This is a genomic window from Snuella lapsa, assembly GCF_039539345.1.
Classification (GTDB): Bacteria; Bacteroidota; Bacteroidia; order Flavobacteriales; family Flavobacteriaceae; genus Snuella; species Snuella lapsa.
Map to the genome: position 1 here is coordinate 46,413 of NZ_BAABCY010000085.1, position 21,827 is coordinate 68,239.

At 34.4% G+C, this 21,827-nt stretch carries 11 protein-coding genes and 1 pseudogene; 2 read left to right on the plus strand and 10 right to left on the minus strand.

All coding sequences use genetic code 11. The features are described 5' to 3' along the window. Positions 1–49: 49 nt before the first annotated feature. Genes ABD792_RS15895 through ABD792_RS15905 form a run of 3 tightly spaced genes read right to left on the minus strand, consistent with a single transcriptional unit; the run spans position 50 to position 4,845 of the window. The gene (locus tag ABD792_RS15895; protein WP_345007352.1) at positions 50–1,759 is read right to left on the minus strand and encodes a RagB/SusD family nutrient uptake outer membrane protein; all 1,710 of its coding nucleotides are present in this window, start codon (positions 1,757–1,759) and stop codon (positions 50–52) included. A gap of 35 nt (positions 1,760–1,794) precedes the next feature. After that, complete coding sequence (locus ABD792_RS15900; protein ID WP_345007353.1) at positions 1,795–2,013, minus strand: hypothetical protein; 219 nt, start codon at positions 2,011–2,013, stop codon at positions 1,795–1,797. A gap of 18 nt (positions 2,014–2,031) precedes the next feature. Further along, the gene (locus tag ABD792_RS15905; protein ID WP_345007354.1) at positions 2,032–4,845 is read right to left on the minus strand and encodes a SusC/RagA family TonB-linked outer membrane protein; all 2,814 of its coding nucleotides are present in this window, start codon (positions 4,843–4,845) and stop codon (positions 2,032–2,034) included. 329 nt (positions 4,846–5,174) lie between these two features. On the opposite strand from ABD792_RS15905, the pseudogene ABD792_RS15910 reads away from it, so the two are divergent. Continuing rightward, positions 5,175–9,131: pseudogene (locus tag ABD792_RS15910) on the plus strand (hybrid sensor histidine kinase/response regulator transcription factor). 367 nt (positions 9,132–9,498) lie between these two features. Then, complete coding sequence (locus tag ABD792_RS15915) at positions 9,499–10,707, plus strand: phage integrase SAM-like domain-containing protein (RefSeq protein ID WP_345007355.1); 1,209 nt, start codon at positions 9,499–9,501, stop codon at positions 10,705–10,707. A gap of 75 nt (positions 10,708–10,782) precedes the next feature. On the opposite strand, the gene pafA is transcribed toward ABD792_RS15915, so the two are convergent. The 7 genes from pafA to ABD792_RS15950 form a co-directional block, all read right to left on the minus strand. After that, positions 10,783–12,426, minus strand: coding sequence for an alkaline phosphatase PafA (pafA, locus tag ABD792_RS15920; RefSeq protein ID WP_345007356.1), 1,644 nt, complete (start codon positions 12,424–12,426; stop codon positions 10,783–10,785). Between the two features lie 2 nt (positions 12,427–12,428). After that, complete coding sequence (locus tag ABD792_RS15925) at positions 12,429–13,676, minus strand: ComEC/Rec2 family competence protein (RefSeq protein ID WP_345007357.1); 1,248 nt, start codon at positions 13,674–13,676, stop codon at positions 12,429–12,431. 46 nt (positions 13,677–13,722) lie between these two features. After that, entirely contained in the window at positions 13,723–14,598 is an 876-nt protein-coding gene (locus ABD792_RS15930; RefSeq protein WP_345007358.1) for a glycerophosphodiester phosphodiesterase family protein, read from the minus strand. Between the two features lie 166 nt (positions 14,599–14,764). Further along, the gene (locus tag ABD792_RS15935) at positions 14,765–16,234 is read right to left on the minus strand and encodes a RagB/SusD family nutrient uptake outer membrane protein (RefSeq protein WP_345007359.1); all 1,470 of its coding nucleotides are present in this window, start codon (positions 16,232–16,234) and stop codon (positions 14,765–14,767) included. A gap of 18 nt (positions 16,235–16,252) precedes the next feature. Continuing rightward, positions 16,253–19,618, minus strand: coding sequence for a SusC/RagA family TonB-linked outer membrane protein (locus ABD792_RS15940; RefSeq protein WP_345007360.1), 3,366 nt, complete (start codon positions 19,616–19,618; stop codon positions 16,253–16,255). A gap of 164 nt (positions 19,619–19,782) precedes the next feature. Continuing rightward, positions 19,783–20,931, minus strand: a complete 1,149-nt coding sequence (locus tag ABD792_RS15945) for a FecR family protein (protein ID WP_345007361.1) — start codon at positions 20,929–20,931, stop codon at positions 19,783–19,785. A gap of 123 nt (positions 20,932–21,054) precedes the next feature. Beyond that, entirely contained in the window at positions 21,055–21,606 is a 552-nt protein-coding gene (locus ABD792_RS15950) for an RNA polymerase sigma-70 factor (RefSeq protein ID WP_345007362.1), read from the minus strand. Between the last annotated feature and the right edge of the window lie 221 nt (positions 21,607–21,827).

The window sequence follows — 21,827 nt, forward strand, 5'->3', positions numbered from 1 at the left end:
TTTAAAATTAATGCTTTCGTTTATCATAAATTTTCTATTTTAATTAATATTAATACCCTGAATTTTGAGGTAATAACGATGGACTCGCCTCTAATTCTGCTCTTGGGATAGGTAAAAAATATTTTCTATCATCCCACTTTCTTAAAGCATCGATCACCCTATCATAGCTATAGGTATCTGTTGGAGGGGTGGTCGAATTATCTCTTAATACCGTTAGCCCTACAGCAGGTTTTATAACATCTGCTCCTATTTTCCAACGTGTAATATCATACCATCTCAGGTTCTCAAAAGCAAATTCGACCCGACGTTCATTTCTATAACGCTGCTTTAATGCCTCACCTGATTCTGTAACATCCGGCATATTAACATTAGCTCTACTTCTGACTATATTTATAGCATTACGCGCATTAGCGTCATTACCCAATTCTATTTGGGCCTCGGCATAATTCAGATACATTTCTGCTTTCCTAAAATATACCCATGGTGCATGATGATCTGGGTTTTCTAATGCCAATGGCTTAGAGGTATCGGTTTGCTTTAAAATGTTATAATGCGTCGGTGTTCCCCCATTAAGGTTTGAAGCCAACCCTGCTTTAGCAGCATTGTTAGGATCGTCTTTATCATAATGATACTCTATGGTTATGGGTGTCCCTTCTTTATTTATAACACTATTGTGATGTATAATGGTCATATTTAAACGAGGGTCCCTATTGGCCCATGGATCTTGTGGGTCTACCGGACTACCATCAATAGTTTCATACGCATCAACTATACTTTGTATGGCCATTGTGAAACGTGGGTCTGATATAAAATAGTTTGCAGGCAAATAATAGCGATCTATAACAAAGTTCCATGTCCAAACACCTGGTAAACTGGCATCCGCCGATTTGTTCTCGTTGGTATACCCCCTAGCAAACATCACCTCTTGCGAGCGTGTTTCATTATAAATATTAGAATAATCTGGGTCAATGCCATATTCAGATAAGTTCATAGCTGCTTCAGCGGCATCACTAGCTGCTTGCCATTTGCTTAGATCATCATCAGGGTTATGCAATGCACTAGCCGCATATAACAACACTCTGGATTTTAATGCCATGGCTGCTCCTCTGGTTGCTCTTCCTGTATTTTCATCGAACGCTTCGGTAGGTAAATCAGGAATAGCTGCATTTAATTCATTGACAACAAAAGCTGACACTTCATTATAAGGTGTTCTTGTCCTATCAAATTCAGATCCAAGGTCGACCAAATCTGTTATTAATGGTACGTCGCCATAGAAACTGATTAAGTCGAAATAACACCATGCCCTTATAAAGCGCATTTCGGCAGTTAACTTTTTCACTAAATCAGGAGAGGCTCCTGTATTTTCTATCCTATTAAAATAAATATTTATTTTTCTAATATTTGCATAATTTTCACGCCACGCATTTTGGGTAAAATCTTCAGAGTTATCAGCGGTATGTTCATTTCTACCATATAATTGAAGACCTCCACCATCTCCTACATACATAGCATTATCAGATCCTGCTTCGGTAAAAAAGGCTCCGAACTGAAAGAACCTAAAGGCTCTATAATTTCCCAAAACATAGGCATCCAATAATACATCATCGTTAAATATATCATCATCAGAGATGTCTGCTAATGGCTGTTTATTTAATACATCCTCACTACAAGAGAATACTAAGACCGTTGTTATTACAGTAATAAATAACATTGCAATCGCTCCAGCCCTTTTCTTATGATTAATAGTATTTTTCATCATTCTATAATATTTTATAACGTTCTATTCTTTATTAATTAAAAAGTTAAGCTGGCTCCGAAATTGAAAATCTTTTGAATTGGTACGGTACCTAATATGGCAATACCTTGTTCGGGATCTCCTAATCCATCATTTTTAAAGTCATCAAACAAGAATAAATTACTACCGCTGACGTAAAGACGCAGATTGGACAATCCTACTTTCGAAACAATTTCCTGAGGTAAGGTATAGGCTAATTGAACATTTCTGAGCCTCACAAAAGAAGCATCCCGGATCTAGAAATTAGAGGCATTATCTCCCCCCAAATAACCATTTCTCGCTGATTCTGTGGCGCCTAATCTGGGCAATGATGCATTAGGATTGTCAGGAGTGTAGGCATTTCTTAATAAATACGATAAATCACCTTGCCCAAAAATAGCCGTTTGTGTTGCTGTTGTATTGGCTACCCCCTGAAAGAATACGCTTAGTTCAAAATTCTTGTAGTCGAAACCTAAGTTTAACCCAAACTGTATACTTGGGTCTGGTTCAAAAGCGATTCTGTCATTTGCATCAATCACACCATCTTCATTGGTATCTGCATATATGAGATCACCAATTCCAGCACCTGCCAATCCTGGATTATTATCTAAGTCTGCCTGACTTCGATAAATGCCAATAGCATTATATACTAATCTGCTTCCAATAGGTCGCCCCTCTAAATTCTGATAGAGTTCTGCCGGCTCAACTGCATCCTGGAATACTAACTCATTTTCGGCATAAGCTACATTTCCTTCAACCGAAAAATCTACATTACCTAATTTTGTTCTATAGCCTAATATCGCGTCAAACCCCTTATTTTTAACTATGCCAATATTTTCATCAGGTCTTTGGTCTGGAGTAACTCCTGTATATAACGGGATACTTACGTTTCTGGGTGCCAGGATATCACTCCTGTCCTCAGTAAAGACATTTAAATCTAAGGTTAATTTGTTTTTAAAAAACCCAGCTTCTAGACCAAAATTATACGTTTCAGATGTTTCCCATGTTACAAATGGATTGGCTACAGTACCTATTTGACTCACTACAGGATAATTGGATAAAGTACCCGTACCCAAAGGAAAAGATCCATTATTTCCAAATCGGTTCAAATATTGAAACGCATCAATTAAATCGTTACCAGTTCTTCCCCAAGTTCCTTTTAATTTTAAATTACTTATGGTATTACTGTCTTTCAGGAAGTTCTCTTCAGATAGCCTCCAAGCTACCTGTACAGAAGGAAAAAACCCGAATTTTCTTCCAGGAGCAAAATTAAAACCACCTTGATGTCTAAAACCAAAGTCTACAAAGTACTTCTTATTAAAATCATAGGCAAGTGTTCCAATATAGCTTAATCTTGCATTCTCAAAAGCAAATCCCCCAGTTGTTTGGTTTTGGGTGCCTCCTGCAAAAAGCTGATCTATGGTACTTGCCAAAAAATCTCTTCGTGACAAGTTAGAACTATTAAATTCCTGTTCGCTTTGTTCAACTGCCAAAAATGCATTTACAGAATGTTTCCCAAAAACATTGGCATACCTTAAGTTCATATGACCTGTTAGCTCTAAATCCCTTTCATAATCTTCAGTCACTTTAACATCTCTGGAGATAATATCTTCTACAATATTTCCATTGGCGTCTATATCGTATTGTAAAAAGGATCTATCGAACTGCTTATCATAATCTTGACGAAAACGAACTGCCCCCCATACTTCAGCATTTAAACCTTCAATTCCTGGTATTTTATAGGCAACGCCCAATTTTCCATTAAATAAGGTATTACGTTCACGCTGATAGCCACTTTCGGTACGAGCAATGGCTAATGGGTTTAAATTTAAGTTTGTTAACCTCAATCGCAAAGGCCTACCATCTGACGTTGTAGGCGTTTCGTAAGGAAGTCCTTTGGCCGCGGCATTCCCCACATCTCCGGGAGACGCACCAAAAAACTGGTTCTTATCATACCGTCCTGCAAGATTTAATGAAATTTTTATCCTTTCGGTCGGGTTAACATCCAAATTGGATCTGAAATTATATTGCTTCACATCTGTCACATTATCCTGCACAATTATCCCTTCCCTTTGGGAGGTACTGAGAGAGGTAAAATAACTAATGGATTCGTTACCTCCTCTAAGAGACAAATTATGTCTTGTTTGTACTGAAGTTCTATCAAATACTGTTTTATACCAATCCGTATTTTTAAAACCCGGAGCAGCAAATTCTGCTATTTCCTGATCCGTAAACGATATAACATTGGCACTGGGGTCTCTTTCCAGAATGGATCTGGACATGGTTGCAAACTCCAAAGCTGTTGCTCGTTCCGCAAATCGGGTTGGTGACACAATACCCGTGTTAATGGTATAGTTAAAAACCGGCTTTCCGGATTTACCCCGTTTTGTAGTAACTAAAATTACACCATTAGCCGCTCTGGATCCATATACCGAAGCAGATGCATCTTTTAAAACTGATATGCTCTCGATATCTTCAGAATTAAGTCCGCTTAAACCATCGGCTCCAATAACACCATCTATTACTATCAGTGGTTGATTATTTCCAAAGGTTCCCGTTCCTCTAATAAGAATACTTATTCCTTCACGTCCAGGCTGTGCTCCCGTTTGAGTCACCGCCAACCCCGGCAATCGACCAGCCAAAGAAGTAACAAAGTTTACTTCCGGGCTCTTCTTTGTTAGTTCTCCGGAGACTTGGGCCACGGCCCCTGCGACTTCAAGTTTCTTCTTGGTGCCATACCCAACTACAATAACATCATCCAAAGTAGCAATTTCTTCTTCTAGGGACACGCTAATCGTTGTTTGGTTACCCACTAATACTTCTTTAGTTTTGAATCCCAAATAAGAAAACACCAAAGTAGCTTCGTTTGAGACATCTTGTAATACATAATTACCATCAAAATCCGTTGAAACTCCAATTGTCGTCCCTTTAATAATAACAGAAACACCTGGCAACGGTTCATTAACCGAAGAGGTTACATTTCCTGAAACTTGTTTTTGGGCATAAATACTTACTGTTACCAACAGTAGCAAACTCAAAACCAAATTCATTTTAAAATAAGTTTTTCTCATATTATAAATTTGTTAGTTATATGATGGTAAAATTATTTACCTATGCCCATCTTCTGGTTTAATTATTAATCTCAATAGTATAATTATCATTCTTTTTTAACTATTGGCAGTTTATAGATTTATCTAAAAAAAATTATTATCTTATTTTCACAATCAAATTATGGCTTACAATGGGCGTTAATAGTAAAATACTCAATATATTACTAATTGCTATATTCTTTTTCCCATTTACTATTGTTTCTCAAAGTGATAAATTAAATTTTAAAGCCTTCTTAATAGAAGATGGTTTGGCTTCGGTTAATAGTATATTGAGGGATAGAAATGGTTTCATGTGGTTTGGTGGAACTCATGGACTATACCGGTATGACGGATTCAATTTTAAAATATTTATATCGCTCGATGATGATAAATTGTCCCTAAGCGACAATTACATTACTGCACTTTTCGAAGACAGCGATGGATTTATATGGATAGGCACAAGACAAGGTGGTCTCAATAAGTTCGATCCGATGGATGAATCATTTACTAATCACAGGAACAACCCTTTATCTATTTACAGAAAAAACTACACTACCACCATTACCGAAGATTCCGAAAAAAACCTTTGGATCGGCACCATCGGTGAAGGTGTTTTTTATTTGAACAAGAAACTAAATGAAGTTGAAAATTTTCTACATTATAATAATGATATCAACTCTATAATCAACAACGACATTTTTTCTATCATTGCTAAAAATGATAATGTCTGGATTACTTCCAATACAGGTGTTCTAGATTGTTATGATAGGACTAAAAGTGTTTTTTATCATTATAAATATAGCGAAAAAGATTATCAAAGTACTAGAAATGGACAGCGTCTATGTCTTGACCATAGAGGTAACCTATGGATTGGAACTGAAGAAGAGGGGCTTTTTAACTTTAATGTCCAAAAGAAATCTTTTAAAAGTTATAATTACAAAAAGGATGAACCATCAATTAGCTCAAATATTATAACCGATGTAAAAGAAGGTAAACCCAATGAAATTTGGTTTACAACTGATGGAGGTGGTCTTAACCTTTTAAATTCGAATACGGGAAAAATTACGGTTTACAAGAACGACATCTATAACACTAATAGTATTACTAATGATTCGTCCTACTCCTTATTTGTTGATTCAAACTTTGACCTTTGGTTAGGGATGGGAGACGGAACGGTCAATCGAACCAACACCTCGCCTTTTGAAACTTATCAACTATCCCCTTCTTTACCTAAAAGTAGTTTGAGTTTTAACGTGGTAGTTTCATTATACTTAAATAACAATATACTTTGGATAGGTACTGGTGGCGGTGGTTTAGATCGATTGGATATAACGAACAATTTATTTTTAAATTATAAAAATGATCCGGCAAATGAGCTTTCTTTACCTTCAAACATTGTAATGACTGTCATGGAAGACTCCGATGGTTATGTCTGGACAGGGAACTTTAAAAAAGGGGTTAGCTATAAGAAAAATGGAGAAACAGTTTTTTATTCTCCCAAGTTTAACCCAATTGGTGCCCCTAACTTAAAACACAATTTGGTATTTGACTTAATTGAGGATCTTCAGGGTAATATATGGATTGCCACCTACGACGAGGGCCTTTATTGCTACAAGAAAAACAAAAATGAAATTACACACTATAGTATTAAAAATGATAATTCCAGTGGTCTAAAAACCAATAAAATTTTGCGTCTTTTATGTGACAGTGAAGACAACATATGGATTGGGACTTTAGATAAAGGTATTCAAATTTTAAATTTAAAAAATAAAACGTTCCTTTCACTTGACGACATTGGGTTCAATCTCCAACATCGCATAATCAAACCCGTAAAAGATATATATGAAGATTCTGAAAAGAATATATGGATAGCTACTGAAGGTGAGGGCGTTTACAAGCTTAATAATAAAGATAAAAACTTTAAACATTACACCACGGATGACGGATTCCCCAGTAATTCTATTTATGGTGTAATGGAGGACAACAGTGGCGATTTTTGGTTTGGTACTAATAAAGGCATAACAACACTAAAAAAATCGAGCAATAATATTTTAACCTACAATACGTTTGATGGGTTGCTCACAAACGATTTTGAATCTGGCGCAATAGCTAAAGCACCTGATGGGAAATTGTTTTTTGGAAGTAAAAAAGGGCTGGTTTCCTTTTATCCAAACAAACTTATAACAAAACCAGAACCCATTAATTTATTGCTAACCAACTTTCAAATCTTTAATAAAACAGTTCGCGTTAACGAGTTAATTGAAGGCAATAAACCACTAGACACGTCTATAGTTTTTATCAATAATATCACATTGCCCTATAACTTAAATAATTTTTCTTTTGATTTTGCCACCCCGGGGTACTCTGCCCCTCACAATATTAAGTACGAGTATATGCTTGTGGGTATAGATGCCCGATGGATCAGCACACCTTCCGAGTATCATTTTGCCAGTTACTCCAACATTCCACATGGCTCTTATATATTTAAAGTTAAAGCCATTGATGAGAATAGTTTAGAAAACGCGACCGTTTCCGAAAAACAAATAGGTATTACAATAACCCCTGTTTGGTGGCAAACCAACCTGGCTTATTTTACTTATTCTGTAATTCTTATTTCTCTTATATTATTCATTTACTATAATGCAAAAAATAGAATACGATTAAAAAACGAATTACTAATTGAAAAATACAAGCATGAAAAAGATGAAGAGTTACACCAATCTAAAATAAACTTCTTTACAACTATTTCGCATGAGTTGAGGACATCTTTAACTCTTATTCTTGCCCCTCTGGAAGAGTTAACCAGAATTAAGAATGCCAACAACAGGATTAGTAATCTTGTTATGACCATGAATAGAAACGGGCAAAGACTGTTTAATTTGGTTAATCAAATACTAGACTTCAGAAAAATGGAATCCAGCATAGCCAAATTGAAGGTTACCAAAGTAGATTTAAAAGATTTTTTTAATGAGCTGTGTATTCCATTTTATCAATATGCCAAAGAAAGGGATATTCAGTTTCAATTAACCGTTTCCAATAGTTGCGATGAGGGATGGATAGATACGAATAAATTGGAAATCATAGTTTATAATATTTTATCGAACGCATTCAAATTTGCGAAAGACAAAGTTGATATAAATGTTGACCTGGATGAAAAAGACGAGCGGCTCATCATTAAAATAAAAGATAACGGCAAAGGAATTTCACAAGATAACATATCGAAGGTTTTTCAAAACTTTTATCAAATAGAATCAGAAAAGAACAATTCAACAACAGGTACCGGTATCGGTTTAACCATTACCAAAAATTTGGTTGACATCCATTATGGAGAGATCTTAATTAAAAGCGAATTAAATCAATTCACAATTTTTAATGTCATAATCCCTATAACCGAAACATTTTATAGTGATGATGAAATTACGGCCTTTGCTATTGAAACAGAGATCTCCATGGATGAAATAAAAGAAGGTGTCATTATAAACGATGATACTATTTATGTTAGTTCTTCTTCAATCGAAAAACCTATACTATTAATTGTAGAAGATAACTTTGAAATTAGAAACCTTATTAAAAGTCACTTTTCAAACGACTTTAAAGTCATTACGTCTGCCAATGGCACTGAAGGTGTTCAGAAAGCGTTTAAATCTGTTCCTGACTTAATTATTTCTGATATTATGATGCCCGAAATGAATGGCCTGGAACTTTGTGAGTAATTAAAAAACGACCCCCGAACATCACATATCCCAATAATTCTTTTAACCGCCCGGGGATCTCATGCCTTTCAAATTGAAGGTTTGGAGTACGGTGCAGACGACTATGTGACGAAACCTTTTAACCTGGAGATATTAAATGCCCGGGTAAAAAACTTAATAGCATCCAGAAAAACCCTGAGAGAAACCTTTAGAAAAGAAGTATTGCTAAAACCAAAAGATATTGCTATTAATAATGTTGACGAACAATTTATTGAGAAAGTGATGGCGCTTATCGAGGAGCATATGGCAGATTCAAAATTCACAGTGGCGATGCTTGCCAAAGAAATAGGTATGTCTCACTCCGTTTTATATCGAAAAATAATGGCTCTAACCGGTCAGAACATTAATGAGTTTTTAAAATCTGTAAAACTATCCAGAGCTGCCCAATTAATTAAAGATAGTAGTTATACAATTAATGAAATTAGTGATTTAACCGGGTTTTCCAATCCTAAATATTTTAGTACTTGCTTTAAAAAAAAATATGGGGTAACACCCACGAAATATAGATCTAACTAAAGTTCATAAAGCTTTTCAATATACTCCAACCAACTTTCCTTACTTCGTCTGCTAATGGATGACAAAAATTAGATGTTTTAAAATTTACTTGACACCTTCCTATATCCTAGCTATTATTGTCACAAAAAAAGGACTTCATTTTCTTGAAGTCCTTTTTCTTTACTTGTAGCGAGAGCGGGGCACGATCCCGCGACCTCCGGGTTATGAAAATATACAATAGAACATCAAAATACAACAAATAAATTGATAATGAACTAATTACAGGTTTACACATATCGATTAAAGTCAATTAATATCGTTTAAAACTAATAAATGTTGTACCTATGTTGTACCTGATTTTTTGTATTTTTAAAAATAATTTTAAACCATGGCTACCGTTCAAACAGTTTTACGCAAGAAAGTAAATGCGCAAAATCTATACCCTATAACAATTCGTATCATAAAAGATAGAAAAACGTCGTTTATTTCTATAGGCCAGCACATAGCTTTAAAGTTTTGGGATGAGCAAAACAAAAAAGTAAAGAAATCTCATCCCAATGCTACTCGTATAAATCGTTTAATTTTAAAAAAGCTATCTGAGGTTAATGATAAATTGTTAGAAGCAGAAATTAATGAGGAATTTGTTTCGGCTTCTCAAGTAAGAGCTAACGTTAAAGGAAAGAATAAAATAGATTTCTTTCGCTTAGCAGAATTACATCTTGAAAATTTAAAGAAAGCAGAAAAACACTCTCAATATTTAACACAAAAGGGAAGGGTTACTAAATTTAAAGAATTCGTAGGTAAGGATAAATTGAATTTTAAAGAGATAACGGTCTTTTTGTTAAAAAATTTTGAAGGCTATCTACTTAATCAGAAAAAGAGAAAGCCGAGGACAGCTGTTAATTATATGATAATGATTCGTAAGATTTATAACCTTGCTATCTCGGAGGGTTTGGCTGAGAACAGTAATTATCCTTTTGGAAAAGGAAAGATTCAAATTCGTATTCCTGAATCGGATAAAGTTGGTTTATCTATTGAGGAAGTTAAAAAGCTCGAAACTGCTAAGGATTTATCCTTTGCTCAACAAGATGCTGTTAATGTTTGGCTAACTAGTTTTTATTTTGCAGGAATAAGAGTAAGTGACATGTTACAATTACGGAAATCCGATTTTAAAGATGGCCGCTTATTGTATAGAATGAATAAAAATCAGAAAGTTGTGTCCCTCAAAGTACCACGTAAAGCCGAAATAATTTTGGACTTATACAATAAGCCCGGTATAGGAAATCATGACCTTATTTTTCCTTATTTAAGGGGGACTAATTTTAATGATTCTAAGGAGTTGTTGACGAGAATTAAAACTGTAACAAGAAATTTAAACCGAAGATTAGAATTGGTTGCTAAAGAATTAAAAATAGATAAAAAGTTAAGTATGCACATAGCTAGACATACGTTTGGTAATATATCTGGTGATAAGATTCCTATTCAAATGTTACAAAAGTTATACCGTCATTCATCTATTACAACTACAATTGCCTATCAGTCGAGTTTTTTGAAAAAAGATACTGATGATGCTTTGGATAGTGTCGTGAACTTCTAAAAATATTTCTTACATATGAGCTTTTCAATATTTAACTTTGCTTGTTTCTTAGACATTAAGAAAATTAAAGGCTCTCTATTCAAATAACTCTTCTATAGTATTACGATCACTGGCATTTGGTAATGGAATGTCTAACATCATTGATATCGTTGGAGCTATTTGGGTTATGCTATGCTGTTTTACCGATTCGCCTTTTGGCACTTTGGCTCCAAACCACAATAAAGGCACATGGGTATCACTGGTATAAGTTGTACCATGTGTTGTACCATAAGTTCTTTGTTCCATCCACCCAGAATACATGTGGTAATATATGTCTCCAGATTCTTCGGGGTTATAACTGTTCGCGATAAAATAGCCTATAGTACTATTTTTTACGTTCCATTCATTCAATCCGGGAGCAAAAACTTCTTTTACACCTTCTACGTTTTTTAAATAGGAAATGGCCTTTTTAATAACTTCCTCCTTTGGTGTTTTGGTTTTACTTATATAGGCCTGTGTTTTGTCCATGTAAGCTATATAATTGGCTTCACCAAATTCTTTAGATAAATAGGCATTTAAACTATCTTTAATTTGCTTGGAGTTATAAAACTTTCCTGGAAGTCTTTTTGATTCTAAAAATACCGGATTGTCACTTCCTGCATGATCTGCCGTGAGGAACAAGGTGTAATTTCCTTTACCAACCTCTTTATCCAAAGTATCCAATAATAATGCTATTTCACGGTCTAAGCGTACATAGGTATCTTCAAGTTCTTTGGAACGGATACCGAAGTTGTGGCCTACATAGTCTGTACTGGAATAGCTTATGGTTATAAAATCTGTTTCGTTGGTTTTTCCTAATTGTTCTTCTTTGATTATGGTTTTTGCTAATTGTGTCAAGATGGTATTTCCATAAGGCACTTCGGTCAATAATCCATAGCCTCCATTATTGGATTTTAACTTCTTTAGGTTATAGGGGAATGTACTATTTTCTTTTCCTTTAAAGACCTTTTCAAAAGTATCATTATCTGGATTGCTATTTTTATAGTTTTCTATGGGTAATAACGGTTTCCAACTCAGGTTCAATAGAGAATCTGCTTTTTTGGCATTGTTAAAATCTACAAGCCAGTTGGGCAGTTTTTCAGTATAATAGGAACTGGTTATAAAATGGCCATTGTTGCTATTGTACCAATAGGCGGCATTGGCCAAATGCCCTGCTGGACAGATAGCTCCCCGATCCTTTAGGGAAATGCCTATGACTTTTGACCTTCCTTTTGTGAACAACTTAAGTTCATCGGTAATGGTTGTTGTTTTGATGTTTTTGGGTGACCTGAAATAGCTCTTAAACTTTAAATCTGTTTTTATGCCATCGCTATCCACTAAAAATTTAGTGGAATCCTCTACACAATACATCGTTCGGTTTAGTGCCCTACTGTACCAATCGTTTGATACTATGCCATGGTTTGTTGGGGTGGTTCCTGTATATACTGAAGTATGCCCTGGACCTGTTGCTGTGGGAACATAGTTATAATGGGTGTTTTTTACATTAAATCCCTCTCTTAATAATCTTTTAAATCCATTCTCGGTATAATTATCCTGAAAACGATAGAGGTATTCTGAACGCATCTGGTCTATGACAATACCGACTATTAGTTTTGGTTTTTTAGCTTGTTGGGCATTGACAATTTGGTTGAAAAAAGTTAAAGTTATGACTAATAATGTGCTTAAAATTTTATGTTTCATTTTTATTTTGATTTATATGGGCCGAATTTTTCTTTTACTGTTAATGTTGTTGTATCATCGTTTAAAACATAGACGTCATATGTGTCGCCATTGGGATAAACCCTAATAAGAATGTGCCCATGCATACTTTTATAGTTATCCTTAAACCAAGGCCCGTAAGTTACCAATGTTTCATCGTGCATATTGGTAGCAAAAATATCGCGTCCTTGGGCATTTTCATCCTTATAGATTAAACGTTGATAGACTTCTTGTCCCGGATGGTCTGAGCACCAACTTTGTTGTACCACCACCTTGGGATCTAAGGTTTTTACAAAATATTCATTGGTGGCATCCCGGTTTCCATGGTGGTCTAGGGTGGTAACCTCTACGTTGCCTACCGCTTTTGCCATGGGGGTTTCCACATCGAACCATTGGGGCAAACCAAAACCTTGAAGCCCTGTATTGTCGCCTCCTGTAAAATAATCGAAATTACCGTAGGATATTTTTATGGCTAAACTCAATGGGTTTTCATTGTATTTACCTTTGTAATAGTCGGTCATGTCTTCATCAGAAAAGTAGTCAAAAGTCTCTTCAGCATTACCTGTCCAAATCGTGCCATTAGATTTTACATTTCTAATACTGAAATTTTTAAATTTTTCCGGTTGTCTTAATAAAACTAGTTGAGCATTACTCCCAACTATTAAGGCTTCCACCGATAAGTCCTTTTTACTTATAAACTTTTGATAGTCCTGAAACAGAGAATCGCTAGATAGATATTTCTTTAGATCCAAAGGAAAGTTATAGTCCGGATAGTTCCTGTCTATTACCTTTTTCATAGGCACTAGCTTTTCTAGATCGACAAAACTTCCATAATGATCCTCATGGAAATGGGAGATCAGTACATAGTCAATTTCTGGTTTTTCACCCTTTGTCATTACATCTTTTATATAAAGGGCTATGTATTGGGCTGCAGTAAGCGAATCACTTGGTTTTGGGGGTGATGCCTTTAAGGGCGCATATTTATGCTCGAACTTGTCTTTATCTAAATCCCCTGCATCAAATAACAGTGTGGTGCCATCTGGTAATACCATAAAAGTGGCGTCGCCCCTACCGGTATTGATATGGTGGATGTCTAAATAGCCTTCTTGCCAAGGACGGAATAGTTCAGCTTTTGATTCCACCAACTCATTACTTCCTTCTTTTTTTGCCTTTATACAATTGTAGCTTATTAAAACAATTACAATTACTAAATAATATTTGAATTTATTCATCCGCTTAAGTTTTCTTCCACGTCAAAAGTACCAATATCTTATCTTTTTAGTTGTGAAGGTTTTTACTTCTTAGGTATTCCAACAACAGTTTAGGATGGTCTGTTTGGATGATTGCCGGTTTAAGAGCTATTACTCGATCCATTGATTCTGTATTCCCTAAAATAAAATCATCGTCCTCGTTCCATAACGTGTTAATGAATATTAACTGATTGTTTTTCATTGCCAGTTTCATCATTTGCGGAGTAAAACTCTCTTCTGTGAAATGTTGTAATGCAGAACGTGTGTTTTTAGTATAAAACCATACATCTTCCTTAGTTTTGGATAAAGGCAATGTAGCGTAAAGAGAATCAATTCCTATCATCTCCATAACTTTTTCCTTTTTACCAATAAATGAAATAACTTCATGCTCCATATCATATGCTTTCAACATACTATAGAGTTGTTTATAATTTACAGCTTTTAAATCTAAATTAGGAATAACCTTTCCTTTAGCCAATCTTAAAGCATCTTTTAACAAAGGTATTTTTTCGTTTGTAATGGAATCATTTATTTTTAAATTAAACCTTTGCAACTCCTTATATGTGTAATCTTTTACAAATCCTTTACCTGTAGATACTCTTCCAATACTGTCGTCATGCATTAGAACCAAAATATTATCTTTTGTTGTTCTTACATCCAACTCAACAAAATCAATTTGAGCTTCAATGGCTTTTTTTATGGACTGTAATGAATTTTCCGGAGCAAATTTATGAAACGACCTGTGGGCGCAAACAAGAATGTTTTTTTCGGTTTTGTTTTTAATTTTTCCTAAAATACTATTCTGACTTATACCTATAGTAGTTTGACTTTTATCTGAATTTACTTTTTTACAAGTAATAAACAATAGAAAAAGAATGAAATAAAAAAGGAAGTTGGTTTTCATTTTTAAGCTTTTTATATTTAAATTTATTGGTAATGAAGACTTTGTTTGTCAAAAACTCATTAATATTTCTGGAAAGTCTGTTTGTCTTATATCTGTTTTAAAATAAAGGGCTGAGATTAAATTCAACCCTTTATTAAAACAAACTAAACCAACTCAAAAAAAATTACTAATTATATCCAGGATTTTGAGGCAATAATGCTGGGTTTGTATCTATTTCACTTTGAGGAACAGGATAAATTAATTGATTTCCTGAAATGTTATTTAACGTTACTGGTACTCCGCCTGTATTTGTCTCATGTCCATTCATCACCTCAACAGCTCTACCTGTTCTAACCAAATCTGGCCATCTATGGTTTTCAAACGCCAATTCCCAGCGCCTTTCATTTTCAATGGCTAATCTAAACTCTGCTTGATTTGTAACCGTAGCAGAGGTTAAATCTGCTAAGCCAGCTCTATTTCTGATCTGATTTATCAAATCAAATGCTGGCCCATCGGCAACATAACCTTGCTCATTTAAAGCCTCTGCATGCATTAATATTACATCGGCATATCTTAAAACTATTGAATTTATACCAGAATCTAAAGGGCCTGCTGTTGCAGCCACAAGCTTTTTAGGATATAATACATTATCAACTCCAAATTGTCCAATATTAACATCTCTACGTATATCTGCTGGGTCATAAGAATCCCATAAATCTTGCGTTGGACGGTTACTACCGTTAGAACTTCCGTTAACTACCAACGCTCCCCCTCCAAATGGCCCAAATAAATTAGAATATACACTACCTTCTCCTATGCCAGTGCCTTCTCCATTTACAGAAAAAGAGCTACCTTTTCCAGACTCATATTGTACTTCAAAGATAGATTCTTGGTTATTTTCATTAGATTCTCCAAATATATCGGCATAATTAGGCACCAAACTATATCCATTTACATTTCCTAATGCAGCAATAGCTTCAGAGTAATTCCCTAATGTTAACTCAACTTTACCTAATAATGCATAGGCTGCTCCCTTTGTGGTTTTCCCAACAACACTTTGCGATGCTGGTAACGCACTAGCTGCAGCTGTTAAGTCTGTTACAATTTGAGCATACACTGAAGCTGCTGTATCCCTCCCTTCACCAAAAGCATCAAATGGGTCTATTGTTTCAGTAACAACTAAAGGCACATCTCCAAAAACCCTAACCAAATTGAAATAAATCAATCCCCTAATAAATTGTACCTCTCCTTTTCTTATTGACTTTGTAGAGGCATCCATATCATCAATATCCTCTATACGGTTAAGTATAGCATTACATCTCTGAATGCCCAAATAAGCATCTTTCCATGTGGCTTCAAGAACAGCATTGGAAGATCTTACGGAAAACAAATCTATATCAGAGACAATGCCTCCTCGTCCACCTAATGAGGATTCATCAGAATTGTCTGATCTTACCTCAAACAAATAATTTAAACTTTCGCCATACAGCCCTTGTTGTTGAAGCGCATCATATGCTGCATTTACAGCCACATCAACATCTGCAGCCGATTTTAAAAAATTTGCAGCACTTGGAGTAGAAATTGGGGCTAGATCCAATTCGTTACTACATGAAATGAATATAATTGTTAGTATAAATATGATTACTATTTTTTTCATGATCTTATGCTTTAATAATTAAAATGTTAGATTAAGTCCTACGGTGAAGGATTTAGTAGTAGGATAACCTCCCCAGTCTACACCAGGCTCTAATGGTCCTCCTGAAGCTCCCAGGCCTACTCTAGAATTTACCTCTGGATTATATCCCGAATATTTGGTAAATGTAAAAGGGTTTATTGATGAGAAATAAATCCTTGCTTTATCAATACCTATCTTTTCAGAAATTTTAGAATCCAAGGTATATCCCAATGTTATATTTCTAAACCTCAAGAAATCGCCATCCTCAACAATCTTACTTGATCTATCATAAAAAGCACCATTATTACCCGCTCTGGCAAAACCATTCCCTAGATTAGAAGGCGATTGCCAACGACCTTCAACCCGTTCTGCTAAAGCATTTCCAAAACCTCCTTCTAATGTTAAGAAGAAATAGTTAAAATTCAAGATATCATGTCCTTGTGAGCCTTGCAATAATGCCGTTAAATCCCAATTTTTATACTTGAAACTGGTTGAGAATCCATAGGTAAAATCTGGCTGAGAATTACCAACAACTTTCCTGTCCCCATCATCAATAACTCCATCACTATTGACATCTTCAATTTGATAATCACCGGGAGCTGTCCCCCTACCTGTTGTAACATGAGCAGAGGCATCAATTTCAGCTTGGGTATTATAAACCCCTATAATATTCCATAGATAAAACTCACCAATAGGTCTTCCTATTTCTGTTTTATGGAATTTTGACACAATCTGGGTTTGATCGGTACCTAATGATAAAACTTTATTTTTATTAGTTGAAATATTAAATGTTGAAGACCATTCCACTTCACCTAACTTGATATTGTTCGTTGAAATTGCAAATTCAAATCCTTTGTTTTCAACTTCCCCAAGGTTTTGTAATGACGTAATAAAACCTGTTTGGGAGGGCACGGGAACATTTAATAATAAACCGTCTGTTGTAGATTTATAATAATCCGCAATAATTGAAATCTTATTATCAAATAACCCTAAATCAATTCCAAAATCGAGCTGTTTTGTTTCTTCCCAAGATAAGTTTGCATTTGGAGAGGTTTCAGTTGCCAAACCACCCAAGTTACCATAATTTGCATCGCCCAATAAAGCAATTCCACCATAATTAGGTATTAAATTATTACCTGTCACACCCCAGCTTGCTCTCAATTTTAAATCACTAATAGATTCATTGTCTATTAAAAAATCTTCTTCACTCATTCTCCATCCAAGTGACACAGATGGGAAATTACCCCATTTTGAGTTATCCCCAAATCTTGAAGATCCATCTCGCCTGAATGAAACACTCAATAAATATTTTCCTTTGAAATCGTAATTTAACCTACTTATATATGAGATTAGCGACCATTCTTCTTCATTGGTATCTGCTCCTGTAACAATGTTCGCTCCATTAAAAGTTGATTTATCATTTGCAAAGGCATTTGTACTTTCAATAAAGTTATAGAATAACCTTTCCTTCTGGAAAGAATATCCTAACAGAATATCTAGATTGTGATTTTCATTAAAAGTCTTCTTGAAATTAAGAGTGTTTTCAGTAATATAATTAAAGTTCTTATTAACATCCAACCTACCTGTTGCTGCAACGGATGCTCTATTTCTACGTGTTCCAATGCTAGATGGTCTAAAAATATTTTGTTCAGCATCTGAATAATTTAATCCAAAATACGTTTTAAAGTTTAAATTATCGGTCAAATAAAAATCTAGATAGGTGCTACCCAAAACATTAAATCTTCTTAAAAGCTGCTCTCTTTGAATAGCCACTGCTACAGGGTTTTCAAATCTTGCTCCATTGTTTTGAAGCCCTGTAGGTGATTGTCCGAAAATTATTTGCTCACTAATAGTCAATGAGCCATCGGGGTTATAGGCCGTAAAGTTTGGATATGCAAATAGCGATGTAATTACTATACCATCTGCCCCATGATGAATCTCGGAAACCTTATTATTTGTTAAGTAACTTGGGGCAACTTTTACTCCTAATTCAATATTCTTTAAAAACTTACCTTCAGGGTTCTTAAATATATTTGAAGTTAGATTAGCCCTAAAACTATACCTTTTAAAATCAGTACTAATGATTATACCGTCTTGATCGAAATACTCTCCCGAAACATAAAACTTAGTATCCTCATTTCCTCCCGCAGCTGAAAATTGATAACTGCTAATTGGAGCTGATCTGAAAATCTCATCCTGCCAATCGGTATCAGTTAAACCTGGTGTTCCGGCTAAATAAGGTTGGTATACATCCGGAACATAATTTGGTGCAAAAATACCTTGGCTCTGAAAGTTTTCTGTTTGAAATTCCGCCCATTGATACGCATTTGCCAAATCATAAGTATTGGATACTTTCTGAAAACCCGTGTAAGAATTAAAACTAAACTTAGTATCACCTTGCTTACCTTGCTTTGTTGAAACTATAATTACACCATTAGATCCCCTAGACCCATAAATAGAAGCAGAGGCTGCATCCTTTAAAACCTGAACATTTTCAATGTCATTTGGATTTATATCGCTAAGCTTTACACTTTCTGAAGGAAACCCATCAATGACCAACAAAGGAGTCGAACCAGCAGTTATAGTTCCAACTCCTCTCACTTTTATATCTGAAGCCTCTCCTGGACTACCAGTACCCTGTGAAACTTGCACCCCCGAAACTTGACCAGCTAAAGCTTGGTCAAAACTGGTGACAGGTAAATCTGCTATTTGCTCTGACTTTACTGAAGAAATAGCTCCTGTTACTTTTTTTCTAGATTGCGAACCATAACCAACAACAACGACTTCATCTAACTTGGCTGCATCTTCCTGTAAAGTTATAGTGATATCTTTTTGGTTCCCCACTATAATTTCTTGTGTCACAAAACCTATGTAGGATATTACTAATATTGAATTTTCATTTTCTACATCTAAAGAAAAATTACCATCAAAATCGGTTTGAGTGCCATTTGTGGTTCCTCTTTCCAGAACATTTGCTCCTGGTAAGGGTTGGCCATTTTGGTCTGTAACAGTTCCTGAAATGGTGTGTTGTTGATTTTTAGTTTTTTCAGATATCGTCTTTTTTGGGGTAATAACTACCGTATTATCCTTACTTAATTGAAAATTGACACCTGAATTAGAAATAACCATTTCTAATAGCGTGTTCGCATTTGTAACTCCCTTTTTTAATTTTACCTTAGGTAAGTCATTAAACAAATCATCTCGATAAATAAATTTCAAGTCGGTTTGATCACTTATCATTTTAAAAACATCATGAACAGTAACAACTTTATCTCTATCAATTGTAATTTTCACATTCTGGGATAACACATTTGATGAGGTGAAACCAAACGTTGCCAAACAGCATAATAGAATGAAAGCTCTCATAAGAATTTTGATTATTCGTTTTATATATAGAAAACGAAAATGGGTAAATTTAATTTCCATAAATTTGCATTGTATTAGTTAGTTAAACATTTAATTAATTAATCGTATATGAGGAGGGAGAATTATTTTCGGTCGAATGTTGATATTTCTATCCCTCCTTTTTTTTATTTTAATACTACTGTTTTTTCATTTATTTCATAGTTATTTATAGATTTTAAGTTTTTTATCAATATTAAAATGTCTTCTAAATCTTGAAATTTACTCAACTCACCACTAAACCTAACATCTTTCAAAGTTTCAGTTTGAAGCTCAAAACTCACATCATACCAACGCTCTAAAACCCTAACAATTTCTTTTAAAGGTTTATGTTGAAAAACGAAATCCCCCTTAATCCATGCTATTTCATTTTGGACATTAACTGCCTTTACAGATATGGTTTTATCTAAAATGCTTAGATTGGATTGTTGTGATGGTTTTAAAGTTTGGTTGTTTCCTTCTGAATTAACCAATACTTTCCCTTCAACCAAGGTTGTATAGATATTAGTTTCGTCCTTATAGGCTTTTATATTGAACTCCGTACCCAGCACCTCAACTTCCTGAGATTGATTAAATACTTTAAATTTAGCACCTTGGTGTTCTGTACTCGGAGACACATCAAAATAAGCTTCACCATAAACAAGTTCCACTTGCCTTGTTTGGCCTTCAATGAAAGTTACAGGGTATTTTAATTGAGTTTCGGAATTTAGCCAAACCTCAGTGCCGTCCGATAAAACCACATGGAACTGTCCGCCCCTTGGAACAGTCATATAGTTGTAGTCCATTTTTAATTTATCTTTAACCTCTGAAGTATAAACTATCTGTTCACCATCACTATTGGCATTTTGGGTTGTGACTGTGTTTCCTTTTTCTAATACTATTTGGGAACCATCCCCTAGAGTCAAGGTGGCTTTATCGGTGCCCGGCTCTATATTGCCATTTACTATAACGGGGGTTATATCTGTAGGTAGATTAAAAAGTCTATCTTTAAATAAAAATGTAGTTGCTAAAAGTCCTATAATAATTACTGCTGCATATTTATACCAACTTTTATAGAATAATTTAAATACAGGTTTATTTTGTATTCTATTTGATTTTTTTATGTTTCTTAAAATATCTTTTTTTATTGCTCTTTTTTCTAATTCACTTTTAAAAATGGCGTTACCCAATTTGTTTTCTGCAAAATTCTCAAACTTTTTTAAGGTTTCAATCTCATTAGGAGACGCTGTTCCCTCAAGATATTTATCTATTATATTATTTAATTCTTTCTCACTCATATTATGGACTTATACTAATATATACCCATATATGACAAACACACGTAAAAAAAAATAAAAATTATTGTCAAGAACAAGAAAGGAGGATATAAAAAACATCTATCCTTTAAGAAACACTTGTATTTATGTTTTTAAAAAGATTGCTATAAAGATTGCTAAATTTAGAGCTGCATCATTTTTAAGTATCTTTAAAGCATTGGATATATGAGTTTCAACTGTACGTTGGGAGATATCTAGTTTTTTAGCTATCTCACTATTTTTTAACCCTTCAAAACGACTTAGCCGAAAAACCTCTTTACATTTTTTAGGAAGCTTTTCTATAGAGGCATAAAGTATTTCTTGTGTTTCTTTTAAGTTAATGTCATTATCAATATTATTTGAAACATCATTCGTCTTAAGAGAGTTGATAAAATCATCTATCAGTGCTTCTTTATTTTTGGAATTTCTGAATTCATTGTATATCCTAAACCGTAAAGCTGTAAAAAGATAACCTTGTATATTATTGTTTTCAATTTTATGGCGCTTTTCCCAAATACTAATCCATACCTCTTGAACAATGTCTTTAGATTTACTTTTATCTTTTAAAATAGCATATGCTTTTACATACATTTCTTCCCAAAACCTATCATACAACAATTCAAAAGCCTTATGGTCAGAATGTTTAATTCTTTCCATTAGCTTTTTATCTGATAGTATTTTAGAGTCCATCATGTAGCAAACATAATTGAATTATTTAAAATTAATAAAATTTGAATGGAAATTTAATGATTTGGTAAATCTTTAATAATTATAAACTTTGTTTTTAGCTTGATTTACAATTAACATTGAAGTCATCTTGACTTTTTTTTGAGGAAAAATAGGGGTTTTAGAAATTTGTGTTGCGAAACATAAAAACT